The organism is Pseudoxanthobacter soli DSM 19599 (genome assembly GCF_900148505.1).
GTDB classification, from domain to species: Bacteria; Pseudomonadota; Alphaproteobacteria; order Rhizobiales; family Segnochrobactraceae; genus Pseudoxanthobacter; species Pseudoxanthobacter soli.
Map to the genome: position 1 here is coordinate 275,570 of NZ_FRXO01000003.1, position 23,446 is coordinate 299,015.

At 69.0% G+C, this 23,446-nt stretch carries 22 protein-coding genes; 14 read left to right on the forward strand and 8 right to left on the reverse strand.

From position 1 onward, the window contains the following. Window positions 1-59: 59 nt before the first annotated feature. From lgt to pth, 11 genes are all read left to right on the forward strand, one after another. Window positions 60-908 (forward strand): prolipoprotein diacylglyceryl transferase, encoded by an 849-nt coding sequence (gene lgt, locus BUF17_RS08865; protein WP_073627719.1) that lies wholly within the window; start codon window positions 60-62, stop codon window positions 906-908. Beyond that, window positions 905-2,038 carry a class I SAM-dependent methyltransferase gene (locus BUF17_RS08870; RefSeq protein WP_073627721.1) on the forward strand — a complete coding sequence of 378 codons (1,134 nt, stop codon included), beginning with the start codon at window positions 905-907 and terminating at the stop codon, window positions 2,036-2,038. The genes lgt and BUF17_RS08870 overlap by 4 nt, the downstream gene beginning before the upstream one ends. 60 nt (window positions 2,039-2,098) lie before the next feature. Continuing rightward, window positions 2,099-2,869 carry a peptidoglycan editing factor PgeF gene (gene pgeF, locus BUF17_RS08875; RefSeq protein ID WP_073627723.1) on the forward strand — a complete coding sequence of 257 codons (771 nt, stop codon included), beginning with the start codon at window positions 2,099-2,101 and terminating at the stop codon, window positions 2,867-2,869. 230 nt (window positions 2,870-3,099) lie between these two features. After that, window positions 3,100-3,957, forward strand: a complete 858-nt coding sequence (locus BUF17_RS08880) for an ABC transporter substrate-binding protein (protein ID WP_073627725.1) — start codon at window positions 3,100-3,102, stop codon at window positions 3,955-3,957. A gap of 21 nt (window positions 3,958-3,978) precedes the next feature. After that, the gene (locus BUF17_RS08885; protein ID WP_073627727.1) at window positions 3,979-5,085 is read left to right on the forward strand and encodes an amino acid ABC transporter permease; all 1,107 of its coding nucleotides are present in this window, start codon (window positions 3,979-3,981) and stop codon (window positions 5,083-5,085) included. Window positions 5,086-5,089: 4 nt separating this feature from the next. Further along, window positions 5,090-5,833, forward strand: a complete 744-nt coding sequence (locus BUF17_RS08890) for an amino acid ABC transporter ATP-binding protein (RefSeq protein ID WP_073627729.1) — start codon at window positions 5,090-5,092, stop codon at window positions 5,831-5,833. A gap of 208 nt (window positions 5,834-6,041) precedes the next feature. Further along, window positions 6,042-7,520: an AMP nucleosidase gene (locus BUF17_RS08895; RefSeq protein WP_073628245.1), complete on the forward strand. Its 1,479-nt coding sequence runs from the start codon at window positions 6,042-6,044 to the stop codon at window positions 7,518-7,520. A gap of 155 nt (window positions 7,521-7,675) precedes the next feature. Further along, window positions 7,676-8,170 carry a hypothetical protein gene (locus BUF17_RS08900; RefSeq protein ID WP_073627731.1) on the forward strand — a complete coding sequence of 165 codons (495 nt, stop codon included), beginning with the start codon at window positions 7,676-7,678 and terminating at the stop codon, window positions 8,168-8,170. Between the two features lie 164 nt (window positions 8,171-8,334). After that, a complete protein-coding gene (locus tag BUF17_RS08905; protein ID WP_073627733.1) occupies window positions 8,335-9,267 on the forward strand; it encodes a ribose-phosphate pyrophosphokinase in 933 nt (310 codons plus the stop codon). Window positions 9,268-9,444: 177 nt separating this feature from the next. Further along, window positions 9,445-10,056: a 50S ribosomal protein L25/general stress protein Ctc gene (locus BUF17_RS08910; protein WP_073627735.1), complete on the forward strand. Its 612-nt coding sequence runs from the start codon at window positions 9,445-9,447 to the stop codon at window positions 10,054-10,056. Between the two features lie 124 nt (window positions 10,057-10,180). Then, entirely contained in the window at window positions 10,181-10,939 is a 759-nt protein-coding gene (pth, locus tag BUF17_RS08915; RefSeq protein ID WP_073627737.1) for an aminoacyl-tRNA hydrolase, read from the forward strand. A 124-nt stretch (window positions 10,940-11,063) separates the two neighbouring features. Here the strand turns inward: pth and BUF17_RS08920 are convergent, their stop codons facing one another. Next, window positions 11,064-11,666, reverse strand: coding sequence for a PRC-barrel domain-containing protein (locus BUF17_RS08920; protein WP_073627739.1), 603 nt, complete (start codon window positions 11,664-11,666; stop codon window positions 11,064-11,066). 363 nt (window positions 11,667-12,029) lie between these two features. Here BUF17_RS08920 and ychF point away from each other — a divergent pair, with 363 nt between their 5' ends. Both ychF and BUF17_RS08930 read left to right on the forward strand, forming a co-directional pair. After that, window positions 12,030-13,124 carry a redox-regulated ATPase YchF gene (gene ychF, locus BUF17_RS08925; protein ID WP_073627741.1) on the forward strand — a complete coding sequence of 365 codons (1,095 nt, stop codon included), beginning with the start codon at window positions 12,030-12,032 and terminating at the stop codon, window positions 13,122-13,124. Between the two features lie 131 nt (window positions 13,125-13,255). Further along, window positions 13,256-13,753, forward strand: a complete 498-nt coding sequence (locus BUF17_RS08930; RefSeq protein ID WP_073627743.1) for a universal stress protein — start codon at window positions 13,256-13,258, stop codon at window positions 13,751-13,753. An 84-nt stretch (window positions 13,754-13,837) separates the two neighbouring features. On the opposite strand, the gene BUF17_RS08935 is transcribed toward BUF17_RS08930, so the two are convergent. From BUF17_RS08935 to BUF17_RS08965, 7 genes are all read right to left on the reverse strand, one after another. Continuing rightward, window positions 13,838-15,415, reverse strand: a complete 1,578-nt coding sequence (locus tag BUF17_RS08935; protein WP_073628247.1) for an inorganic phosphate transporter — start codon at window positions 15,413-15,415, stop codon at window positions 13,838-13,840. 308 nt (window positions 15,416-15,723) lie between these two features. Beyond that, window positions 15,724-16,677, reverse strand: a complete 954-nt coding sequence (gene nudC, locus BUF17_RS08940; RefSeq protein ID WP_073627745.1) for an NAD(+) diphosphatase — start codon at window positions 16,675-16,677, stop codon at window positions 15,724-15,726. A gap of 261 nt (window positions 16,678-16,938) precedes the next feature. After that, window positions 16,939-17,250 (reverse strand): HPr family phosphocarrier protein, encoded by a 312-nt coding sequence (locus BUF17_RS08945; protein WP_244530822.1) that lies wholly within the window; start codon window positions 17,248-17,250, stop codon window positions 16,939-16,941. A 41-nt stretch (window positions 17,251-17,291) separates the two neighbouring features. After that, on the reverse strand, window positions 17,292-17,696 hold the full coding sequence (locus BUF17_RS08950) for a PTS sugar transporter subunit IIA (RefSeq protein ID WP_073627747.1): 405 nt from the start codon (window positions 17,694-17,696) through the stop codon (window positions 17,292-17,294). Between the two features lie 163 nt (window positions 17,697-17,859). Then, window positions 17,860-18,357: an HPr kinase/phosphorylase gene (locus BUF17_RS08955; protein ID WP_073627749.1), complete on the reverse strand. Its 498-nt coding sequence runs from the start codon at window positions 18,355-18,357 to the stop codon at window positions 17,860-17,862. After that, window positions 18,354-20,222, reverse strand: a complete 1,869-nt coding sequence (locus BUF17_RS08960) for a sensor histidine kinase (protein ID WP_428977636.1) — start codon at window positions 20,220-20,222, stop codon at window positions 18,354-18,356. Before BUF17_RS08960 ends, BUF17_RS08955 begins: the two co-directional genes overlap by 4 nt. Window positions 20,223-20,277: 55 nt before the next feature. Then, complete coding sequence (locus BUF17_RS08965; RefSeq protein WP_073627751.1) at window positions 20,278-20,979, reverse strand: response regulator transcription factor; 702 nt, start codon at window positions 20,977-20,979, stop codon at window positions 20,278-20,280. Between the two features lie 856 nt (window positions 20,980-21,835). Between BUF17_RS08965 and BUF17_RS08970 the strand changes: the two genes are divergently transcribed. Further along, window positions 21,836-23,446, forward strand: a complete 1,611-nt coding sequence (locus BUF17_RS08970; RefSeq protein ID WP_073627753.1) for a phosphoenolpyruvate carboxykinase — start codon at window positions 21,836-21,838, stop codon at window positions 23,444-23,446.

Sequence of the window (23,446 nt, forward strand, 5' to 3'; positions counted from 1 at the left end):
CCGCGTTCGCAGCCGCCGTGCCGGACCGCCGCCCGCGTCGCCAACGGGATTGGTTCTTCATGCTGTTTGCGCTGCCTTTTCCAGCGATCGATCCCGTGCTGATCGAGGTCGGACCGTTCGCGATCCGCTGGTATGCGCTGGCCTATATCGCCGGCATCCTGCTCGCCTGGTGGTACATGAAGCGCCTCGTGCGGGCCGACCGGCTGTGGGGCGCCACGCCCCGTCCGGTGCCGGCCGACATCGACGATTTCGTGTTCTGGGCCACCATCGGCATCATCCTCGGCGGCCGCATCGGCTACGTGCTGTTCTACAATCTCGATTATTTCCTGCAGAACCCATGGGAAATCCCCGTGGTGTGGAGCGGCGGCATGTCGTTCCACGGCGGCTTCATGGGCGTCGTCATCGCCATGGTGCTGTTCGCCCGCGCCCGCGGCCTCGCGATGTGGACGATGTTCGACCTCGCGGGCGCCGCCGCGCCGTTCGGGCTGTTCTTCGGGCGCCTTGCCAATTTCGTCAACGGCGAGCTCTGGGGCCGCCCGGCCGACGTGCCCTGGGCGGTGGTGTTCCCGTTCGCCGGCCCCGAGCCGCGCCACCCGAGCCAGCTCTATGAGGCCGGGCTCGAGGGTATCGTGCTGTTTCTGGTGCTGCGCTTCGTCACCCACCGGCTGAAGGGCCTGGAACGGCCGGGCCTGACCGCCGGCACCTTCGCCGCGGGCTACGGGCTCGCGCGCATCGTGTCGGAGTTCTTCCGCATGCCCGACATCCAGATCGGCTTCCTCGCCGGCGGGCTGACCATGGGAATGCTGCTGTCGATCCCGATGGTCGCGGCCGGGATCGCCGCCATCCTGTGGGCCCGCGGCAAGCCGCTGCCCGGCGTCGCGCCGCGTGCTTCGGGGGAACGGCGATGACGGCGGCCGGCAACCCGCCCACGGCTCCCCGGCGCCCGCTCGCGGCCCGGATCGCCGACCTCATCACCGTCGGCGGACCGATCACGGTCGCCGACTACATGGCGATCTGCCTCGGCGATCCCGACGACGGCTATTATTTCACCCGCGACCCGTTCGGCACGGCCGGCGATTTCGTCACCGCGCCGGAGATCTCGCAGATGTTCGGCGAGATCGTCGGTGCCGCGCTGGTCGAAGGCTGGCAGTCGGTCGGCGCGCCTTCGCCCGTGCACCTCGTCGAGCTCGGCCCGGGCCGCGGCACGCTGATGGCCGACATCCTGCGCGTCGTCAGGCTGAAGCCGGAACTCTCCGAGGCCCTCGACGTCCACCTCGTCGAGACCAGCCCGGCGCTGCGGGCCGCCCAGGCCCGGACCATCGCGCCGTCCGGCCGCCTGCCGCGCTGGCACGACCGCATCGAAAGCCTGCCGGAAGGGCCGCTGCTCGTCGTCGCCAACGAATTCTTCGACGCCCTGCCGATCCGCCAGTTCGTGGCCACCGGCGGCGTCTGGCGCGAGCGCGTGGTGGGCCTCGGTCCGGCCGGCGGCCTCGCCTTCGGCCTCGGCGCCAGCACGCTCGACCACAGCCGCCTGCCGCCGGAGCTGCATCCGGTCCGCGACGGCGCCATTCTCGAGGCGTCGACCGCCTCCACCGCCGCGATGACGGCGCTGGCGTCGCGGATCGTCGCCCACGGCGGTCTCGCCCTCGTGATCGATTACGGCCATGTCCGCAGCGCCGTCGGCGACACCTTCCAGGCGGTGAAGGCCCACCAGCCGGTCGATCCGCTGGCCGAGCCCGGCCTCGCGGACCTGACGGCCCACGTCGATTTTGCCGCCCTCGCCCGCGCGGCGGCGGCGGCCGGCGCCGCGGTTCACGGCCCGCTGGAACAGGGCCAGTTCCTGACGGCCGCCGGCCTTCTCCAGCGCGCCGGCCATCTCGGCGCCGGCAAGGGAGCCGAGGTGCAGCAGGCGATCCGCACCGCCGTGGAGCGCCTCGCCGGCCCCCGCGAAATGGGCAAGCTGTTCAAGGTCATGGCCGTGACGCAGCCGGGCGTGCCGACCGCCGCCGTGCCCGGCTTTCACCGCGAGACGCCATGATCCCGGCCAGATGAGGCCCGAAGCTGACGCCGTCTCCATCCGCAACGAGGCTCGCTTCCGTTGATCGTCGCTCCCGAACTCGGCCGGCTCGCCGGCATCCGCCACGGATTCTTCACCCGCGAGGGCGGGGTGTCGGAAGGCCTCTATGCCAGCCTCAACACCGGCCTCGGCTCGCGCGACGACCGGGCGGCGGTCCATGAGAACCGCGCCCGCGTCGCCCGCGCCCTCGGCGTCGAGCCCGGGCGGTTCGTCACGCCCTATCAGGTGCACTCGCCGGACGTGTTCACGGTCGAGGAACCCTGGGCGCCCGGCGACGGCCCCAAGGTCGACGCGCTGGTCTCGAACCGGCCGGGGATCGCCATCGGGGTCTCGGCCGCCGATTGCGGCCCGGTGCTGTTCGCCGATGCCGGCGCCGGTGTCGTCGGCGCGGCCCACGCCGGCTGGAAGGGCGCGTTCGGCGGCGTGCTGGAGGCGACCGTCGCGGCGATGGAAGCCCTCGGCGCCCGGCGCGGCCAGATCGTCGCCGTGCTCGGCCCCACCATCTCGCGCGCGGCCTACGAGGTCGGCCCGGAATTCTCCGCCCGCTTCCTCGCCGCCGATCCCGGCAACGCCGCCTTCTTCACGCCGTCGGCGCGCGAGGGTCACGCCATGTTCGACCTGCCCGGCTATATCGGCCGCCGCCTCGCCGCGGCCGGGGTCGGCACCGCCGGGGATGTCGGCCTCTGCACGTACGGCGACGAGGCGAGATTCTATTCCTATCGCCGGGCCACCCATCGCGGCGAGCCGGACTATGGCCGCCTCGTCGCCGCGATCGCGCTCGACGCGGGATGAGCGCGGCGGCGCCGCTGCCCGGCACGAAGCCCGATTGCAGGCCGGCCTGATCGCGCCGGCCTGATCGCGTCACGTTGATCGCGTCACGTTGATCGCCTCTCGCCGGCCAAGCCGGGAGAACCGGTGCAAACGATACATCTTCCGATGGCGCACGTCGGGTAATCGTTCTAGCATTCGCCTCACCTTCCAGAAGGCCGACGCAACGGCCGCGCGAAAACCGAGGTCCATCGATGAAGAACGCTCCCCGCCGGCGCCTTGCCGTCACGTTCGCCCTTGCCACGGCCGCGAGCATCCTCGCCTCCGCCGGCGCCTCCGCCGAGATGATCGGCAACTGCGAGGTCAGCGGCACCAAGGGACAGTATTCGCTGACGCCCGCCGTGCCCGGCCAGCTCACCGTCGAGGTCAACCTGCCGGCGCCGGGCTGGTGGAACGGCGACACGCCGGAAACCATCAAGGACGGCTACGAATATTGCCTCGGCGCCAACATCGCCTATCGCGCGGGCCTCGATAAGGTCGGCGTCAAGAACGTGGCGTGGGACGCGCTCGTCGCCGGCCAGACCCGGGACTTCGATCTCGCGCTGTCCCAGATCTCCATCACCGACGAGCGCAAGAAGGTGGTGGACTTCTCGGTGCCCTACTTCTCCTCCGATGTCGGCGTGCTGGTGAAGAAGGGAACCTCCCTCGACGCCAAGACCATGAAGGATGCCCAGATCGGCGTTCAGCAGGGCACCACCGGCGCCACCTTCGTCGACGAGGTGCTGAAGCCCTCCAAGGCGGCCAAGGTGTTCCCCGACACCCCGTCGATGTTCACCGCGCTGATGGCGAACCAGATCGACGCCGCGATGACCGACACCGCCATCGTGCTCGGCCAGGCCGCCGTCTCCAACGGCATGTTCGAGGTCATCGGCCAGTACAACACCGGCGAGACCTACGGCGCGATCTATCCGAAGAACTCCCCCAACGCCAAGGTGCTGGACGAGATCATCCAGGGCCTGATCGACGACGGCACCACCAAGAAGCTCGCCTCGAAATACCTGACCGAGGCCTGGGGCATCGACCCGACCAGCATTCCGACCTTCAAGAACTGACGTCGGAAGCGGCGCCGGCTCATGGCGGAGTTGATCTCCGGCAATGCTGGGGAGCGCGACCTGAAGTGGCGCGCTCCCTCCCCCGCCCGGACCTACCGGGCCCTTTCGGCCGTCGGCGCGTTGTTCGCGGTCGTCGCCTTCGCCGCGGCGGTCGCGGTGCTGGTGATGATCCGCGGCGCCGTGATCGCGTCTGGCTTCGGCTCGCTCGCGGTCGACGGCTTCCTCCTGGTCGGCGCGCTCGCCACCACGCTGCTGGCGCTGCCGGCCGCGCGGGGGCTCCGGCTGTCGCGGCAGGCGCGCACGGCCGGCAACCTCGTGGAGGCGCGCACCCTCGGCGCCGCCGCCCACGACGCCTCCTGGTGCGCGGTCGGCTATTCGGTCGCCGTGCTCGCGATGAGCGGGCTCGGCTTCTTCTTCGTCGCCAACGGCGCCGCCGTCGCCCACACCTTCTTCCAGATCAAGCTCATCACCGAATCGTTCGCGCTGGTCGCGGGCGCGTTCTGGATGAACGTCACCATCTTCCTCGTCGCCGAGGTGCTGGTGCTGGTCTGGGGCCTCGTCATCGCCATCGCCCGCACCCTGCCCGGCGAGGCCGGCCGGCCGATCCGCTGGCTCGCCACCGTCTATACCGACGTGTTCCGCGGCCTGCCGGCGATCATCACCATCTATCTCATCGGGTTCGGCCTGCCGCTCACCGGCCTGCCGATCATCGGCAACCTGCCGCAGGCGTGGTACGCCATCCTGGCGCTGACGCTCACCTACGGCGCCTATGTGGCCGAGGTCTACCGCTCCGGCATCGATTCGATCCACCAGAGCCAGACCGCCGCCGCCCGCTCGCTCGGCCTGTCCTACGGCCAGACCCTGCGCTTCGTGGTCGTTCCCCAGGCCGTGCGGCGCATTATCCCGCCGCTCCTCAACGATTTCATCAGCCTGCAGAAGGACACGGCGCTCGTGAACGTCATCGGCGCCATCGATGCCTTCAACCAGGCCAAGATCGTCGCGAGCAACCATTTCAACCTGTCGTCGGTGACGACGGTGGCGTTCCTGTTCGTGGTCATCACCATTCCCCAGGCCCGGTTCGTCGACCGGCTCCTGGAACGCGAACAGCGCCGCATGCGGGCGGGATGACGTCATGGCTTTGATCGAAATCGACGGCGTGGTGAAGCGCTACGGCGACTTCGAGGTGCTGAAGGGCATCGATCTCGCCGTGGAGGCGCACCAGGTGGTGTGCCTGATCGGCCCGTCGGGCTGCGGCAAGTCCACGCTGCTGCGCTGCATCAACGGGCTGGAGACCATTGCGGCCGGCGAAATCCGCCTGCACGGCGACCGCGTCACGGGACCGGGCGTCGACCTCAACGCCCTCCGGCGCGATGTCGGCATCGTGTTCCAGGGCTACAACCTGTTCCCGCACATGTCGGTGCTGGAAAACGTCATCCTCGCGCCGATGCAGGTGCTCGGCCAGCGCCGGGCCGAGGCCGAGGAAAAGGCGATGACGCTCCTGAAGCGCATCGGCCTCGACCACAAGGCCAAAGAATATCCCGACCGGCTGTCCGGCGGCCAGCAGCAGCGCGTCGCCATCGTGCGCACGCTGGCGATGGGGCCGATGGTGCTGCTGCTCGACGAGATCACCTCGGCGCTCGACCCGGAGCTCGTCTCCGAGGTTTTGAACATCGTGCGCGATCTTGCCGCCGACGGCATGACCATGATGCTCGCCACCCACGAGATGGGGTTCGCCCGCGAGGTGGCCGACAAGGTCTGCTTCCTCCACGCCGGCCTCGTCCACGAGGAAGGCCCGCCCGAGCAGATCTTCGGCGACCCCCACGACGATCGCACCCGCGCCTTCCTGAAGCGCATCATCGAGGCCGGCCGGCTTTAGGAGCGCTTTCCGATCTGATGGCAACATCAGATCGACCAGAATTCGCTCTAGATTCAAAAGCTTGCGCATATCCCGCGGGCCGCATCCGCCCTGCCGGCGTCACCTTCAGGATCGTGCCATGTTTGCGGCGCATGATGCCGGCTCCGGTTCCCACGCCCCGGGGATCGTGCTTAATCTCCTGTCGTCGCTCCATTCAACGCCGGTGTCCATGAACAACCCGATTTCGGCCAGCCGTCCCCGTCCTGAAACCTTTCTCGAGCCGGAAGCCGCGCTGGAGCGCGTCCAGGCGCTCTATGACGGCGAACTCGAATATCTGCGGCGGCATTTCCGCGCCTTCTCGGAGGGCGACATGCCGGAAGGGCGCGTCAGGGCGTTCTATCCCTATGTCGGCCTCGCCACCCATTCGTTCGCCCGGGTCGACACGCGCCTGTCCTACGGCTTCGTCTCGTCGCCCGGGCTCTACCGCACCACGATCACCCGCCCGGATCTGTTCGATCATTATCTGCTGGAGCAGTTCCGCCAGCTCGTCGACAATCACGGCCAGCCGATCGAGGTCGGGATTTCGTCGACACCGATCCCGATCCATTTCGCCTATCCCGACGGCATCCACATCGAGGCCTCGCTGACGGCCGACCGCCTGCGCAACCTGCGCGAGGTGTTCGACGTGCCCGATCTCGCGCTGATGGACGACAGCATCGTCAACGGCACCCACGAGGCGCGGCCGGGCGAGCCGCGGCCGCTGGCGCTGTTCACCGCCCCGCGGGTCGACTATTCGCTGCATCGGCTGCGCCACTATACCGGCACCAGCCCGGAGCACGTGCAGAACTACATCATCTTCACGAACTACCAGTTCTATATCGACCAGTTCGTGCTGCACGCCCACGCGACCATGGCCGATCCGGAAAGCGGCTACGATTCCTTCGTCGAGCCCGGCAACCGCGAGACCGCCAACATCCGCCATGGCGGCGCGGTGCGCGGCGAGGCGCTGACCCGGCTGCCGCAGATGCCGGCCTATCACCTGAAGCGCCGCGACGGCGCCGGCATCACCATGATCAATATCGGCGTCGGCCCGTCCAACGCCAAGACCATCACCGACCACGTCGCGGTGCTGCGGCCCCACGCGTGGCTGATGCTCGGCCACTGCGCCGGCCTGCGCAACACCCAGCGGCTCGGCGACTATGTGCTGGCCCACGGCTATGTGCGCGAGGACCACGTGCTCGACGCCGACCTGCCGGTGTGGATCCCCGTGCCGGCGCTGGCCGAGGTGCAGGTCGCGCTGGAGCAGGCGGTCGGCGAGATCACCGGCCTCGTCGGCTGGAGCCTGAAGAGCATCATGCGCACCGGCACCGTCGCCACCATCGACAACCGCAACTGGGAACTGCGCGACCATCGCGAGCCGGTGCAGCGCTTCAGCCAGAGCCGGGCGATCGCGCTCGACATGGAAAGCGCCACCATCGCCGCCAACGGGTTCCGCTTCCGCGTGCCCTACGGCACGCTGCTCTGCGTTTCCGACAAGCCGCTGCACGGCGAGATCAAGCTGCCGGGCATGGCCGATGCGTTCTACCGCAGCCAGGTGGACCAGCACCTGCAGATCGGCATTCTGGCGATGGAAAAGCTGCGCGCGCTCGGGCTGGAACGGCTGCACAGCCGCAAGCTCCGCAGCTTCACCGAGGTCGGTTTCCAGTAGCGGCGCGGCTTCGGACGACGCCCGGTTCCGCCGGGACGGAATTTGGCGTTGGCAGACCGGCGCCGGTTCGATTAGACACGGGGATGCGAGCCGGCCCGGGCGGGCGGGCTCCGAGAGCCGCCGGACCGGCGGGAGCTGAGGCGAAGAGGAACGACATGGGCGCAGGCAGGATTGCAAAGGCGACGGCGATCCTGTGCGCCATGCTTTCGCTCGCGGCCTGCGGCTCGCTCGGCTTTCCGCCGAAGCCGGTGGCGCAGGTGCCGCCGCCTGCGCTCGATGTCGCCCGCTACCAAACCTTCGCGATGGCGCCGCCGACCGGCGTGCCCGGCAATCTCGGCGACGCCTACCTGCGGCAGATGTATATCCGCGCCCGGCAGGAGGGACTGAATTTCCCGACCACGCCGGATACCAAGACGAACTACCTGATCAAGACCCACATGAACGCGGTCGGCGACGACAGCGGCAGCACGGTCTACTACATCGTCGACATCTACGATTCCGATGGCCGGCGCGCGACCCGCATCGTGGGCCACGAAGCCGCCGGCGGCACCTACAGCGACCCGTGGTCGGGCGCGAGCACGGGCACCATGACGACCATCGCGCTCAAGGCGATGTTCAGCGTCAGCGCCTGGCTCTTCAGCGGACGCTGACGCCGGGCGGCTGGCCAAATGGTCACGCCGGGCAGCCCTGCTGCGGCGGACGGTTGTCGTCGCGGACGGGGATTGCTAGAGAACCGCGCGTCCGACTGTCGCCACGCGGCACGGGCGCCCGTTCAGATCGGCCGTGGGGCTCGGCTCGGAGGCGTCTAACCATCATGAAGCTCGTTGCAGGCAATTCCAACCGCGCGCTCGCCGAGGCGATCGCCGGCTATCTCGACGTCCCGCTGTCCAAGTGTCTGGTGCGGCGCTTCGCGGACCAGGAAATCTTCGTCGAGGTCCAGGAGAACATGCGCGGCGAGGATGTGTTCGTCATCCAGTCGACCAGCTTTCCGGCCAACGACAACCTGATGGAACTCCTGATCATCACCGATGCGCTGCGCCGGGCCTCCGCCCGCCGCGTCACGGCGGTGATCCCCTATTTCGGCTACGCCCGCCAGGACCGCAAGCCGGGGCCGCGCACGCCGATCTCCGCCAAGCTGGTGGCGAACCTGATCACCCGCGCGGGCGTCGACCGCGTCCTGACCATCGATCTGCACGCCGGCCAGATCCAGGGCTTCTTCGACATCCCCGTCGACAACCTCTATTCGGCGCCGGTGATGATGCGCGACATCAAGGAGCGCTACGGCATCGAGAACGTCATGGTGGTGTCGCCGGACGTCGGCGGCGTGGTGCGCGCCCGCGCGCTCGCCAAGCGCATCGACGCCCCCCTCGCCATCGTCGACAAGCGCCGCGAGCGCCCGGGCGAATCCGAGGTGATGAACATCATCGGCGACGTCGCCGGCCGCGACTGCATCCTGGTGGACGACATCATCGATTCCGGCGGCACGCTGTGCAACGCCGCCGAGGCGCTGATGCGCAAGGGCGCGCTGAGCGTCACGGCCTACATCACCCACGGCGTGCTGTCGGGCGGCGCTGTAACCCGCGTCGAGGCCTCGATGCTGAAGGAACTGGTCATCACCGATTCCATCGAGGCCACCCCGGCGGTCGCCTCCGCCCACAATATCCGCCACATCTCCGTGGCGCCGCTCTTGGGCGAAGCCATCAGCCGCACGGCGCTCGAGAAGTCGGTGTCGAGCCTGTTCGACTGAGAGAAGCCGCCACTTTCGGTGGACTTTCCTCCCGTTCGCCGCTATGAGAACGCCCGGTCACGCACCCCTGGAGGCGTGGCCGCGATCGTTCGGGCGCCTTGCCCGGCGATCACCACCGGCCGCTTGCGAACGGTTCGCCGGCCGGCGACATGATCATAATGCATCTGGAGTTGTCCCATGGCTCGTTCCTATGAGCTCGTGGCCACGGTGCGCGATCGGGTCGGTAAGGGGGCCGCTCGTGCACTTCGCCGCGAAAACAAGATTCCCGCCGTGATCTACGGCGCAGGCAAGCCCGCGCTTCCCATCGCGCTGCCGTCCAAGGAAATCTTCCTGAAGCTGCATGCCGGCGGCTTCCTGACCACGATCGCCGTGATCGACACGGGCTCGGAAAAGATCCGCGTGATCCCGCGCGACTACCAGCTCGATCCGGTCCGCGACACGCTGGTCCACGTCGACTTCCTGCGCGTGTCGGCCGATTCCCACATCGTCGTCGAGGTGCCCGTGCACTTCACCGGCGAGGAGGGCTCGCCCGGCCTGAAGCGCGGCGGCGTGCTGAACATCGTGTCCCACACGGTGTCGCTCAACGTCGGTGCGGACGCCATTCCGGAAGCCCTCACGGTTGACGTCAGCGGCCTCGACATCGGCGACTCGGTCCACCTGTCGCAGCTCACGCTGCCGGCCGGCGCCCATGCCGAGACCCACGGCGAGGACCTGACGATCGCGACGATCGTCGCCCCGGCCGTGCTGGCCGACGAGGAGCCGGCGGCGGAAGAGACCCCGTCCGCCTGACGGCACCCGACATCGAAATGAGTGCGGCGCCTGCCCGGTTCTCGGTCGGGCGCCGTTTTCGTTTCTGGAGCGCTTTCCGATCGGGCCGACGGCTCTGATCGCCATCTTCCGGGAAGGGCACGCGATGCTGATCATGGTCGGCCTCGGCAATCCGGGTTCGCGCTATGCCGCCAACCGCCACAATGTCGGCTTCATGGCGGTCGACCGCATCCATCAGCGCCATCGCTTCGGGCCGTGGCGGCAGAAGTTCCAGGCGGAGATCGCGGAAGGCACCCTCGACGACGAGCGCGTGCTTCTGATGAAGCCGCTGACCTACATGAACGAATCCGGCCGCGCCGCCGGCGAGGCCGCGCGGTTCTACAAGGTCGATGCCAAGGACGTCGTCGTCTTCCACGACGAGCTCGACCTGCCGCCCGGCAAGTTCCGCGCGAAGACCGGCGGCGGCCACGGCGGCCACAACGGCCTGCGCTCGCTGACCCAGCAGCTCGGCGACGGCTATCGCCGCGTGCGCATCGGCATCGGCCATCCCGGCGCCAAGGAACTCGTCCACGGCTACGTGCTGCACGACTTCGCCAAGGCGGACGAGGCGTGGCTTACGCCCCTGCTCGACGCCATGGCCGCGGAAGCCCCGCTGCTCGCGGAGGGCAAGGACGCGACCTTCGCCAACCGCGTTCACCTCGCGCTCCAGCCAGGCCAAGCCCCGCGCGATCAGGTCCCGCGCGACGCCAGGCCTCGGACGGCGGCTCCGGGCGAACCCGGCGCGGGGGAGACTGCCCCCGGCGCCGGCGCCGCTGCCGGCAAGGACGATACCGCTGCAAAGACCTCGAAGGCCGGCGGCGCACTCGCGGAAGGGCTCGCCAGGCTGTTCGGCGGCCGCAAGTAGATCGCGTAAGGAACACGCCTGCCGTGCGTCAGGTCCCCGCCCCCGACAAAAAGAAAGGCCGGGGACGATTGCCCCCGGCCGGTCTCGTCCGCCGGCCCAGCGGCCGGCAGCGTGCATAGCGACCTTAGTTGGTCACGCCACCCGTTCCGGGCTGGGCCGGAGCGGCCGGCACGGTGGAATCGGTGGTGGTGGAGTTGGTCCGCTCGGCGGGCTTCTCCGGCGCCACATATTCCGGCATCGCCTCGATTTCCTCGTTCGACTTCGCCAGCACCAGGGTGTGGTCGGTCGGGCTGAACTGGAACTCGTTCCAGGCCACCTTCACCTTCTTGGTGCCGAGGCCCATGAAGCCGCCGACGGCCACGACGCCGTCGGTGATCTGGCCGTTCGGCTGGATCAGCACGGTGTCGAGGGTGGCGACGTCCTCGCCGTTGGAGTTCTTGATGTTCGACCCGGTGATGTCGCTCAGCGGGATCGACGGCATCAGCGACGCCGTGTCGTTGGGAGCGGGAACCGACGGCGTGGTCGGCGCGCCCGGCGTGGTCGGATTGACTTCCGCCGGCGGCGTGGTCGTCGTCGGATCCATCGGCGTGGTCTGATTGTTCATCGGCGCAGTCGGCGCGACCTGCGTGTCGTTCTGGGTGGCATCCTGCGCAAAGGCCACGGGGGCGCCAATCAAGCCGAAGCTGAGAACGGCGGCGGACGCAGCGTTCATCCACTTGTTCGTCATCGTTTACTCTCCTGTGCTTGGTTTCTAGCGTCTCAATTAAGGACACCTGACAGACCTGAACCGTTCACATCTCAGAACGGTGATCCCGCGGACAAAACGTGCCGCCTGTGGCTTGGTTCCCAATTTGTCTGCTTTCCAAAACGGCTCTTGACGGAACGCCCGGCGCGCGGCCAAGAACGGGCGCCCGGACACCTGCCGCGCCGGGGCAGCCGTCATCCGCGTGGAAGCGGGGAAAAGGCGTGCCCGCGCGGCGTTCGGGCCAAGGCCTTCCACGCGGCCCGCCGCGACGGGAACCAGCAAGCATTCGAGCGCACGGGCCGGCCTTCCGCCCGCCGCGCATCCGCGACCGAGAGACGGACCGCCATGGGCTTCAAATGTGGAATCGTCGGCCTGCCGAATGTCGGCAAGTCGACCCTGTTCAACGCGCTGACCAAGACGGCCGCGGCCCAGGCGGCGAACTATCCGTTCTGCACCATCGAGCCGAACACCGGCGAAGTCGCCGTGCCGGACCCGCGCCTCGCCCGCATCGCGGCGATCGGCAAGTCCGCCCAGATCGTGCCGGCGCGCATGACGTTCGTGGATATCGCTGGCCTGGTGCGCGGCGCCTCCAAGGGCGAGGGCCTCGGCAATCAGTTCCTCGCCAACATCCGCGAGGTCGATGCCATCGCCCACGTGCTGCGCTGCTTCGAGGACGGCGACATCACCCACGTCGAGGGCAAGATCGACCCGGTCGCCGATGCCGAGACGGTGGAGACCGAGCTGATGCTCTCGGATCTCGAGAGCCTGGAGCGGCGCGTGGTGCCGCTCCGGAAGCGCGCCGCCAACGACAAGGACGCCAAGGCGCAGGTCGTGCTGATGGACGCGGTGCTGGAGCTCTTGCGCGAGGGCAAGCCCGCGCGGCTGCTGAAGGTCGACGCCGACGACGCCAAGGCGTTCGAGATGCTCAACCTGCTGACGGCCAAGCCCGTGCTCTATGTCTGCAATGTCGACGAGGGCTCCGCCGCCACCGGCAACGCCTTCTCCGACCGCGTCGTCGAGAAGGCCCGCGCCGAGGGCGCCGGCTGCGTGGTGATCTCCGCGGCCATCGAGGCCGAGATCGCCCAGCTGCCGCCGGAGGAGCAGAAGGAGTTCCTCGAAACCATCGGCCTCACCGAGCCCGGCCTCGACCGCGTGATCCGCGCCGGCTACGACCTGCTCGGCCTTGCGACCTATTTCACCGTGGGGCCGAAGGAAACCCGGGCCTGGACCATCCACCGCGGCTTCCGCGCGCCCCAGGCCGCGGGCGTGATCCACAGCGATTTCGAGCGCGGCTTCATCCGCGCCCAGACCATCGCCTATGACGACTACGTCGCCCTCGGCGGCGAGGCCGCGGCCAAGGAGGCCGGCAAGGCGCGCGACGAAGGCAAGGAATACGTGGTGCAGGACGGCGACGTGATGCTGTTCCGCTTCAGCGGCTGACGGCCCGTCCCGGCCGCCCGCAGGTGGGGCGGCCTCTCTCGGGGCGGCCTCTCCCAGGGCGGCCGCTCTCAGGGCGGGCGGTGCCGCCGGCTCGCTTGTCCGCCCGCTGCGGTGGTGGCACACTCGCCGCCATGACCGCACCGCGCAGTTCGTTCCTCGAAGGCCACCGCCGCAAGTTCCTCGTCGTGATCGACGACACCCCGGAATGCGACCGGGCGCTGGTCTATGCCGCCAAGCGCGCCGAGCGCACCGCCGGCGGCGTCGTGCTCCTCCACATCATCGTGCCGCAAACCGATGCGCCGCAGTGGCTCGGGGTCGAGGAGGTGATGCGCGCCGAAGCCCTCGGCGAGGCGGAGACGCTGATGGCGCGCGCCGCCGAGCGCGCCCGCGCCATCGCCCACGTCGAGCCGGAGATCGTGATCCGCGAGGGCGGCCGCGCCGAGGAGATCATGAAGCTCATCGGCGAGGATACCGACATCGCCATTCTGGTGCTCGCCGCCGGCAGCGACACCGAAGGCCCCGGCCCGCTGGTCACCGCCATCGCCGGACGGGCCGCCGGCACCTTCCCGATCCCCATCACCATCGTTCCGGGCACCCTCAGCGACGCCGAGATCGCCGCCGGCGCCTGAGCGTTCCCCGTTCACGAAAAAGCCCCGCGTCCGGCCGGACGCGGGGCTTTTCCTTTTTGGCGGCAGGGAGACGGCGCCCCGGGATCAGAACACGTTGCGCAGGGCGTAATAGATCAGGCCGGACATCATGATCGCGGCCGGCAGCGTCAGCACCCAGGCGAGCGCGAGATTGCGCAGGGTCCGCATCTGCAGCCCCGAGCGGTTCGCCGCCATGGTGCCGGCCACGCCCGAGGACAGCACATGGGTGGTCGACACCGGCAGGCCGTACATGTCGGCCGCGGCGATGGTCGTCATCGCCACCAGCTCCGCCGCGCCGCCCTGGGCGTAGGACAGGTGCGTCTTGCCGATCTTCTCGCCGACGGTCACCACGATGCGCTTCCAGCCGACCATGGTGCCGAGCCCGAGCGCGATGGCGACCGCGACCTTGACCCACAGCGGGATATATTTCGTCGCCTGATCGAAGTCCCGCGCGAGGGCGTCGAGATTGGCCTTGGTGTCGGCATCGAAGGCGGGCTTGCCGGAGTGCCGCATCACCGAGATCGACTGCGAGGCGAGATACATGTCGTTGCGCATGTTCTTCGCCGCGGTCGCCGGCAGCTTGTCGAACGCGTTGACGTCGTTCGCGGTCTTGCTGATGTCGTCGATCACCGCGACGAGCGCCGGAACCACAGCGGACGTGTAGGTGCGGCTCGAGATGTAGTTCGACAGCGTGACGCGCGGATCGACCGGCGTGGGCGCCGTGGAATAGGGCGCCAGCGATTGCTGCGTCACCACCGAGAGCGCGCGGAACTGCGCGATCTCTTCCGGTGCGACGGTGCGGTTCAGCGCATAGGCGGTGGGCACGATGCCGATCAGGATCAGCATGATCAGCCCCATGCCCTTCTGGCCGTCGTTGGAGCCGTGGGCGAACGACACGCCGGTGCAGGTGACGACTAAAAGGCCGCGGATCCACCACGGCGGCGGATTGACGCCGTCCGGCTCCTTGTAGAGCGCCTGATTGCGGATGGTCGCCTTCATCGCCAGCAGCAGCGCGCCGGCGGCGACGAAGCCGATGACAGGCGACAGCAGCAGCGACCAGCCGACCTTGGCGGCCTGCGACCAGTCCACGCCGGAGGTGGCGCCCGGGCCCTGCATCAGCTGGTGGGCGAGGCCGACGCCGATGATCGAGCCGATCAGCGTGTGAGAGCTCGAGGCCGGCAGGCCGAGATACCAGGTGCCCAGATTCCACAGGATCGCGGCGATCAGCAGCGAGAACACCATGGACATGCCCGCGCTCGAACCGACCTGGAGGATCAGTTCCACCGGCAGCAGCGTGATGATGCCGTAGGCGACGGCGCCGCTGGAGACCAGCACGCCGATGAAGTTCCACACGCCCGACCACACCACCGCGAAATGCGGCGGCAGCGAGTGGGTGTAGATCACGGTGGCGACCGCGTTGGCGGTGTCGTGGAAACCGTTGACGAACTCGAAGCCGAGCGCCACCAGAAGCGCGAGGCCGAGCAGGATATAGGGCATGGCCTCGATCGGCTGGGTGCCGGTGGCGGCCATGTCGGAATAGATCGAGTAGGCGGAGAACAAAAGGCCGCCGACAAGCAGCGTGAAGAAGATCGCGGTTCCGGCCGGCGTGGCCTTGCGGTCCAGCGACGGCTTGCCGCCGTGCATCGCGGGCGCCGGCCGCGCGGCGCTGTGAGCGGACCCGCCCGTCGCGGCCTTGCGGCCGTGGGTGGATGCACGCGTCGCGGCACCGGTTCCAGCACCGTGATGCGCGTCGCGCCTGTCTTTCTTCTGTACCATGTGTCCCTCTGGGACGGCACGGCTGCCGCCGCACTCGGATCGCTCGCCGGTCAGGCCCGATGCCTGCCCTGACGTCGCGGGGCGATCCTGATCACCGCGACATGACAGTTGGATGACGTCCCGTTTCGCCCCGCCTGCGGCCAGCCGACACAGCCCGGCGGCCGCTGCGACGCCGCCTAACCGGCCGGAACGTCGGAGGCGACGTCGGAGAACGCCCAGGCCCGCAGCAGATGGTGCGCGATGGCGAACCCCGCCGGCGCCTTCAGCCCGTCCGGATGGGTTCCTTCCAGCATCTGCCGCACCTCCTCGCGGGGGAACCAGCGGCAATCCTCCAGCTCCGCGTCGTCGCGGCGGATTTCTTCCGTCAGTGCCTCGGCGAGGCAGCCGATCATCAGCGAGGCCGGGAACGGCCACGGCTGGCTCGCCATGTAGCGCACCCGGCCGACGCGGATGTGGGATTCCTCGCGCACCTCGCGGCGCACGGCGTCCTCGATGGTCTCGCCGGGCTCAATGAAGCCGGCGAGGCAGGAATACATGCCCGGCGCGAACCGGGCCTGACGGCCGAGCACGCAGCGCTCGCCGTCGACCACCAGCATGATCGCGACCGGGTCCGTGCGTGGGAAATGCACCGCGTCGCAGCTCGTGCAGTCGCGGCGGTAGCCGCCTTCGGCGATCCGCGTCCTGCCGCCGCACACCGAGCAGAAGCCGTGATGGCGGTGCCAGTGGACGAGGCTGCGCGCCTGCGCGACGAGGCCCTGCTCGTCGGGCGCGAGGCGCCCTTCCGAGGCGAGCCCGCGGATATCGGCCACCGTTTCGCCCGCTGCCTCCGCGGCCGCGCCGTCGATGGCGAGGGCGAAGCGGCCGTGGCCTTCCTCGATCCCGAGAAAAACGGCCTCTGCCGGGTCGATGGCGAAGCGGCTGGCCGTGGCGGCGGAGCGCACGATGGTCAGCGGCGTGTCGCCGACCACGACCCGGTCGTCGGCGACGAGCACGAAGCCGGTATCCGGCCGCGCCGCGAGCTCCGCCAGATAGGCGTCGTCCTTGCGGTGCTCGGCGGCGCGCTCGGTGCGCGTGCGGCCATATCCCGTGAGCCTGGAGAGGTCGATGGGCGGGAAGTCGATCGGAGCCATGCGGAACCGTCTTGAATGTCGTGGCGAAAGGGTCTGTGCCGGCCGTGCGGCCGGGGCTGGAGCACCTCACCGCCGGATCGGTGTGATCCGGACGACAGGCGCCTCAACGGCGTTCGAGGTCGCGAAAAGCCCGAGAGGGATAGCAGGAACGCCCAACGGACGCGAGTTGAAAGCCGGGGTGCCGTCCCGTGGGCGACGTCCGCGCGACGGATGGCGCGCGACGCACGGTGCGCGCGGGGTCGGCCGCGGCCTGGGCCGGCGTCAGTCTTCCTCGCCGAACCGGCCCTCCACCAGCGCGGCGATCGCGGCGATGGCCATGTCGGCATCCGGTCCCTCAGCGGTCACGCGGATGGTGCTGCCCTTGGCCGCGCCGAGCATCAGCAGGCCCATGATCGAGGTGCCGCCGACCGTCTGGCCGTCGCGACCGACGGTGATCGCCGCCTCGAACGCCTCGGACAGCCGCGCGAACTTGGCGGAGGCCCGGGCGTGGAGCCCACGCCGGTTCTGGATGAGAAGGTTGCGCTCCCGGAGGCAGTCCAGCCCGCCGCCTGCCCTCACGGCTTCGCCGTCCACGCTGTCACCTCCGCATCCGCGCCGCGCGCCGCCATCTCGCTTCAACGCTGGCCGGTCAGGACCTGGCTCGCCACGCTGATATATTTCTGCCCGGCCTTGCGGGCCTCGTCGACCGCCGTCACGAGGTCGACGTCGCCGCGCACCGAGGCGAGCTTCACCAGCATCGGCAGGTTGATGCCGGCGATCACCTCGACCTGGCCCATGTCCATCACCGAGATGGCGAGGTTGGAAGGCGTGCCGCCGAACATGTCCGTGAGCAGCACGACGCCCTGTCCCTGGGAGACCCGCTTGACCGCCTCGACGATGTCCTGGCGACGCAGTTCCACATCGTCCTCGGGACCGATCGAGATCGTCTCGACCAGGGGCTGCGGTCCGACCACATGCTCCAGAGCCGCCTTGAACTCCACCGCAAGGCGGCCGTGGGTGACGAGGACAAGACCGATCATAGTGTCTCCGCGCTGGCATCGTCGGTCATCGGCGAGCGACGATGGACGGCATTGGCCGACACGACGCGCTTTCCGGACCGACGGAACACTCCGTCCGGGAAACGCCCCGCACCGATGGATCGGAGCGGCCAAGTGGCCCGGTTCCGACCCGGCCAACATTTGGTCAGGCCGTCGTGGAGTGCAAGTAAAATTGCCGGTTGCCGCCCTGTCCTGTGGACCGGCATTCCATCTGGTCGACCGCCGCGAGCACGAGGGCGGCGGCCGAGACCACCCCGATGGGCACGGCGATGCGCCGGATCGCGACCCCGAGGACGGTCGCCTCTCGGTCAGCCTCGCCGGGCACGCGCTCGCACTCTGCCGGCGGCAGGAGATCGGCGACGAGGGCCGCGACCGCCGCGGCTTCGTGGGCGACGGGCACGATGCCGAGCCAGCGCCGCTCGACGAGGCCCGCGATCCGCGGCGGAACCGTCGCGACGAGGCGGCCGCCGCAGGCTTCGAGCGAGACATAGTCGTCGCCGACGAGGATCGCGAAGCGGCCGGCGAGCCGGGCGGCCTCGATCACGGCGAGCGCCAGTGTCGTCTTGCCGCTGCCCGATGGCCCGCGGATCAGGATGCCGGTCTCGCCGACCGCGAGCGCCGTGGCATGGACGAGTTCGCTCACGGCAGCGGCCCGGCGGGGATCCGCACCACGAAGCGGGCGCCGAGCACGGCGCGCGGCCCGGTGTCGCCCTCGGGATCGACGGCGTCCGGCTCGTCCTCGGTGCGGTTCTCCACCCAGATGCGGCCCTGGTGGGCCTCGACGATCTGCTTGGAGATCGAGAGGCCGAGGCCGGAATTGTTGCCGAAACCCTCGCGTTCCGGGCGGTCGGTATAGAAGCGCTCGAAGATGCGGTCGATCTGCTCGGCGCGGATGCCCGGCCCGTCGTCCTCGACCACGATCTCCACCTCGTCCTGCAGCCGGCTGAGGCACACCCGGACGGTGCCGTCCGGCGGCGAGAACGAACGGGCATTGTCGATGAGGTTGGTGAACACCTGCCCGAGGCGGCTGTCGTGGCCGACGACCTCGTAGGGCTTCGCCATGCCCTTGACCGGTTCGATCTCGAGCACGATCGCCGGTCCCTCGTCGCTGAGCCCGCGCTGGATCGCGACCACCGCTTCGAGCACGGCGGCGACGTCGACCGCCGCGGAGTCCTGCCGCGACAGCTCGGCGTCGAGCCGCGAGGCGTCGGAGATGTCGGAGATCAGCCGGTTCAGGCGGCGCACGTCGTGCTGGATGATGCCGAGCAGGCGCTGGCGCGACTCCTCGGTGCGGGCGAGCGGCAGCGTCTCCACCGCGCTCTTCAGCGAGGTGAGCGGGTTCTTCAGCTCGTGCGACACGTCCGCCGCGAACGCCTCGATGGCGTCCATGCGCTTGTAGAGCGCATCCGTCATGTCGCGCAGCGCCCGGGCGAGGTGGCCGATCTCGTCGTGGCGGCCCGAGAAATCCGGGATCGGCTCGCGGGCCTTGACGCCCCGGCGCACCCGGTCGGCCGCGGTGGCGAGCCGGCGCATCGGGCCGGCGATGGTGCCGGCGAGCAGGATGGACGAGATGATGCTGATGGTCGCCGCCACCAGGAACACCCGGACGATGGCGAAGCGCTCGGCGCGAAGGATCGCCTCGATGTCGCCGCCCTGGGTGGAGAGCAGCAGCACCCCGAGCACGGCGCGGGAGCGCTGGATCGGCACCGCGACCGAGACGATGATCTCGCCGGAGGTGGTGACGCGCACCACGCTTGCCGGCGCGCCGCCGAGCGCGCGGGCGACTTCCGGATAGCCGCGCCCGTCGGTGCCGCTGAGTTCGCGGTAGGTCGGCAGTTCTCCGCGCAGGAACCAGCCCTTGAGCCGCTCCCACACCCGCTCGATCGCGTTGGGGGGCGAGACGTCCGGCGCCGGCAGCTCGGAGCGCAGGATCTGGCCGCGGGAATAGAGATAGCGGGAATCGAGCAGCAGCACGCCTTCGCGGTCGTAGATGCGCGCCCGCGTCTTGGTGGGCGAGATCAGGCGCTGCAGGATCGGCGCGACCCGCTCGGGATTGATGGGAAAGTCGAGCGACTGCAGGCTGTCGTCGCTCGGCGAGGAATCCTCGCCCGCCTGCATCTGCAGCAGCCGGTCGGGGTCGACGGTGATGACGTTGGTGTCGACGGAGGCCGAGCCGGCGATGGCGGCGGCGATGATCTCGCCCTGGGTCAGAAGGCTTTCGACCCGGGCGTCGATCAGGCCGGCGCGGAACTGGTTGAGATAGAGGATGCCCGATACCAGCGCGACGAGCGCGGCGACGTTGAGGATGACGATGCGCCGCGTCAGGCTGGAGAACAGGTGCGCGCCGAGGCTGCGGCGCGCCCAGTTGAGAAACCGCCGACGAACCACGAGGCGCCGCCGCCGGGCGCCGTCGCGGCGGGGCTGGCGGCCTTCCGTCTCGGCTTCGTCGCGGGCGGCGGGCCTTGCCGCGTCGGCGGGGTTCAGCGGATCGCTGTTGTCGATCGTCACGGTTGCGGAACGTCCCTGCCGTCCGCCCGTCCGCCGCCTGGGGCGAACGCGCGGCTCAGGCTTCCTTGAAGCGGTAGCCGACGCCGTAGAGGGTTTCGATCATGTCGAAATCGTCGTCTACCATCTTGAACTTCTTGCGCAGCCGCTTGATGTGGCTGTCGATGGTGCGGTCGTCGACATAGACCTGATCGTCATAGGCCGCATCCATCAGCGCGTTGCGGCTCTTGACCACGCCGGGCCGCTGGGCGAGCGCGTAGAGGATCAGGAATTCGGTGACGGTGAGCGTGACCGGCTCGCCCTTCCAGGTGCAGGTGTGGCGCTCCTGGTCCATGACGAGCTGGCCGCGCTCCAGCGTGCGCGCGGCATCCGGCACCTTGACGGCGCCCGGTTCGCGCGGCTGGGCCCGGCGCAGCACCGCCTTCACCCGCTCGACCAGCAGGCGCTGGGAGAACGGCTTCCGGATGAAGTCGTCGGCGCCCATCTTGAGGCCGAACAACTCGTCGATCTCGTCGTCCTTGGAGGTCAGGAAGATCACCGGCATGTCGGTGCGCTGGCGCAGGCGGCGCAGCAGCTCCATGCCGTCCATGCGCGGCATCTTGATGTCGAGGATGGCGAGGTCGGGCGTGCTCTGGGCGAGCCCGTCGAGGGCGGAGGCGCCATCGGTATAGGTCTCGACCCGATAGCCTTCCGACTCCAGCGCGATCGACACCGATGCGAGGATGTTGCGGTCGTCGTCGACGAGCGCGATGGTCGGCATGGGGGCGATCCTTCTCTCTCTCGTTGCATCCACGCCACCGCGGCACATGCCCGGCGGCCGGAGCGCTTCCCGACCGGATGTGATCATCCGGTCGACAAGGAATCGCTCCCGACTCGATAGCCTGGGCACATCCCGTTCAGATCGGTTCGATCTGAACGGGATATGCCCCAAGAGGGCGACAGGGCGGCACGGAGCGACTTCGGTGGACGATGACGCGCGGTGCCGTTGAGACCCGATCTGCGAACTGACGGCTTACCTGAGCAGAAATAAGGCAGATTCGTCCGAACGAAAAGCTTTCCGCATGAATGCGCCGCCCCGGCGCCGCAATTTCCGCGCCGGCAGGGCCGGGCCCGCGAACCGCCCGCCGGGGCGCGCCACGGCGACCTGCCCGGCGCCGGGCGGCATTGGGATGCCGGACGCCGCCCGCGCCCCCGCTTCCGGCCGGCCGGCGTCCTGCCTCACGCGATAGATTTTAACCGCCGGATCAAATGATAGCGCTGCCAAGACCGCGGCGTTCGCATATGCAAACAAGCAAATTCGCACTGCAGCAAGGCGAGCTGACGTAGTCTTTCCGACTTGGCAGCGTTGCCATTGTACGCCATCGATAAAGTTCTGATCTTTCTTTCAGAATCATCGTTTCGACTTCTCTGGAAACTTGCTCTCGGCTGCGCGTTTCCCTATTTTCCCGCCGAACAACCGCCGGCAAACGATCCGGAAGCGTCTTCCACGGCGCCGGGATCATGGGCTGGCGGGCGTTGCGAGGCCGATGGCCGCCGGGTTGCCGGCGCCGACCGCCTGCAAACCCGTGCCGCGAGTGTCCGAGCGACGTCGCAGGGCAGGAAACGAGAGGGTCATCGTGAAGGAAAACGGTGTGCGCAATTCCGCGATCGGCGCCGACGCCATCGGCTTCAGGAATCTTTCCGCCGTCCACTGGAACCTGCTGGAGCCCGCGCTCTACGAGGAAGCCATTCGCCGCGGCGAAGGCACCATCGCCGCCGGCGGCGCGCTGGCGGTGGAAACCGGCGTCCATACCGGCCGCTCCGCCCAGGACAAGTTCGTCGTCCGCGACGACACCACCGACGGCACCGTGTGGTGGGACAACAACAAGCCGCTCTCGATCGCGCATTTCGACGTGCTGATGGCCGACATGCTCGCCCATGCCGAGGGCCGCGAGCTGTTCGCGCAGGACCTCTATGGCGGCGCCGATCCGGACCACCGCCTGCCGACCCGCGTCTACACCGAATATGCCTGGCACTCGCTGTTCATCCGCGATCTCCTGATCCGGCCGCCCGCGGAAGACCTCGCGACGTTCGCGCCGAAGCTCACCATCATCGACCTGCCGAGCTTCAAGGCCGACCCGGCCCGCCACGGCTGCCGCACCGAGACCGTGATCGCCTGCGACTTCACCCGCGGCATCGTGCTGATCGGCGGCACCTCCTATGCCGGCGAGATGAAGAAGTCGGTCTTCACCTTCCTGAACTTCCTGCTGCCGCCGAAGGGCGTGATGCCGATGCACTGCTCGGCGAACGTCGGCGACAAGGGCGATTCCGCCCTGTTCTTCGGCCTGTCGGGAACCGGCAAGACCACGCTGTCGGCCGATCCCTCGCGCACCCTGATCGGTGACGACGAGCACGGCTGGGGTCCGGGCGGCATCTTCAATTTCGAAGGCGGCTGCTACGCCAAGACCATCCGCCTGTCGCGCGAGGCGGAGCCGGAAATCTTCGCCACCACCGAGCGCTTCGGCACGGTGCTGGAGAACGTCATCCTCGATCCGGTCACCCGCGTGCCCGATTTCGACGACGGCCGGCTGACCGAGAACACCCGCTGCGCCTATCCGATCCACTTCATCCCGAATGCGTCCCTGACCGGCCGTGCGCCGCGTCCGAGGAACATCGTGATGCTCACCGCCGACGCCTTCGGCGTGATGCCGCCGATCGCCAAGCTGAGCCCGGCGGAGGCGATGTATCACTTCCTGTCCGGCTACACTGCCAAGGTCGCCGGCACGGAAAAGGGCGTGACCGAGCCGCAGGCGACGTTCTCGACCTGCTTCGGCGCCCCGTTCATGCCGCGCCATCCGTCGGAATACGGCAACCTGCTGCGCGATCTCATCGCCGAGCACAATGTCGATTGCTGGCTGGTGAACACCGGATGGACCGGCGGCAGCTATGGCGTCGGCCGGCGCATGCCGATCCGCGTGACGCGCACCCTGCTGTCGGCCGCCCTCGATGGCTCGCTGAAATCGGCCGGTTTCCGCACCGATCCCTATTTCGGCTTCCAGGTGCCGACCGCCGTGCCGGGCGTCGAGCCCCACGTGCTCTATCCGATCAAGACGTGGGCCGACAAGGCGGCCTTCGACCAGACGGCGCGCAGGCTCGTCGCGATGTTCGCCAAGAACTTCTCGAAGTTCGAGGATCATGTCGGCGAGGAGGTGCGCAACGCCGCCCCTCAGGTCCGCATCGCCGCGTGA

Bases quoted from the DNA above. Each gene is read 5' to 3' on its own strand.
- BUF17_RS08890 (WP_073627729.1), top strand. From the start codon at position 5,090: ATGGCTTTGATCGAAATCGACGGCGTGGTGAAGCGCTACGGCGACTTC.
- pth (WP_073627737.1), top strand. From the start codon at position 10,181: ATGCTGATCATGGTCGGCCTCGGCAATCCGGGTTCGCGCTATGCCGCC.
- lgt (WP_073627719.1), top strand. From the start codon at position 60: ATGCTGTTTGCGCTGCCTTTTCCAGCGATCGATCCCGTGCTGATCGAG.
- BUF17_RS08930 (WP_073627743.1), top strand. From the start codon at position 13,256: ATGACCGCACCGCGCAGTTCGTTCCTCGAAGGCCACCGCCGCAAGTTC.
- BUF17_RS08965 (WP_073627751.1), bottom strand. From the start codon at position 20,979: ATGCCGACCATCGCGCTCGTCGACGACGACCGCAACATCCTCGCATCG.
- BUF17_RS08950 (WP_073627747.1), bottom strand. From the start codon at position 17,696: ATGATCGGTCTTGTCCTCGTCACCCACGGCCGCCTTGCGGTGGAGTTC.
- BUF17_RS08935 (WP_073628247.1), bottom strand. From the start codon at position 15,415: ATGCACGGCGGCAAGCCGTCGCTGGACCGCAAGGCCACGCCGGCCGGA.
- BUF17_RS08920 (WP_073627739.1), bottom strand. From the start codon at position 11,666: ATGACGAACAAGTGGATGAACGCTGCGTCCGCCGCCGTTCTCAGCTTC.
- nudC (WP_073627745.1), bottom strand. From the start codon at position 16,677: ATGGCTCCGATCGACTTCCCGCCCATCGACCTCTCCAGGCTCACGGGA.
- BUF17_RS08905 (WP_073627733.1), top strand. From the start codon at position 8,335: ATGAAGCTCGTTGCAGGCAATTCCAACCGCGCGCTCGCCGAGGCGATC.
- BUF17_RS08880 (WP_073627725.1), top strand. From the start codon at position 3,100: ATGAAGAACGCTCCCCGCCGGCGCCTTGCCGTCACGTTCGCCCTTGCC.
- BUF17_RS08895 (WP_073628245.1), top strand. From the start codon at position 6,042: ATGAACAACCCGATTTCGGCCAGCCGTCCCCGTCCTGAAACCTTTCTC.
- BUF17_RS08885 (WP_073627727.1), top strand. From the start codon at position 3,979: ATGGCGGAGTTGATCTCCGGCAATGCTGGGGAGCGCGACCTGAAGTGG.
- BUF17_RS08870 (WP_073627721.1), top strand. From the start codon at position 905: ATGACGGCGGCCGGCAACCCGCCCACGGCTCCCCGGCGCCCGCTCGCG.
- BUF17_RS08910 (WP_073627735.1), top strand. From the start codon at position 9,445: ATGGCTCGTTCCTATGAGCTCGTGGCCACGGTGCGCGATCGGGTCGGT.
- BUF17_RS08900 (WP_073627731.1), top strand. From the start codon at position 7,676: ATGGGCGCAGGCAGGATTGCAAAGGCGACGGCGATCCTGTGCGCCATG.
- ychF (WP_073627741.1), top strand. From the start codon at position 12,030: ATGGGCTTCAAATGTGGAATCGTCGGCCTGCCGAATGTCGGCAAGTCG.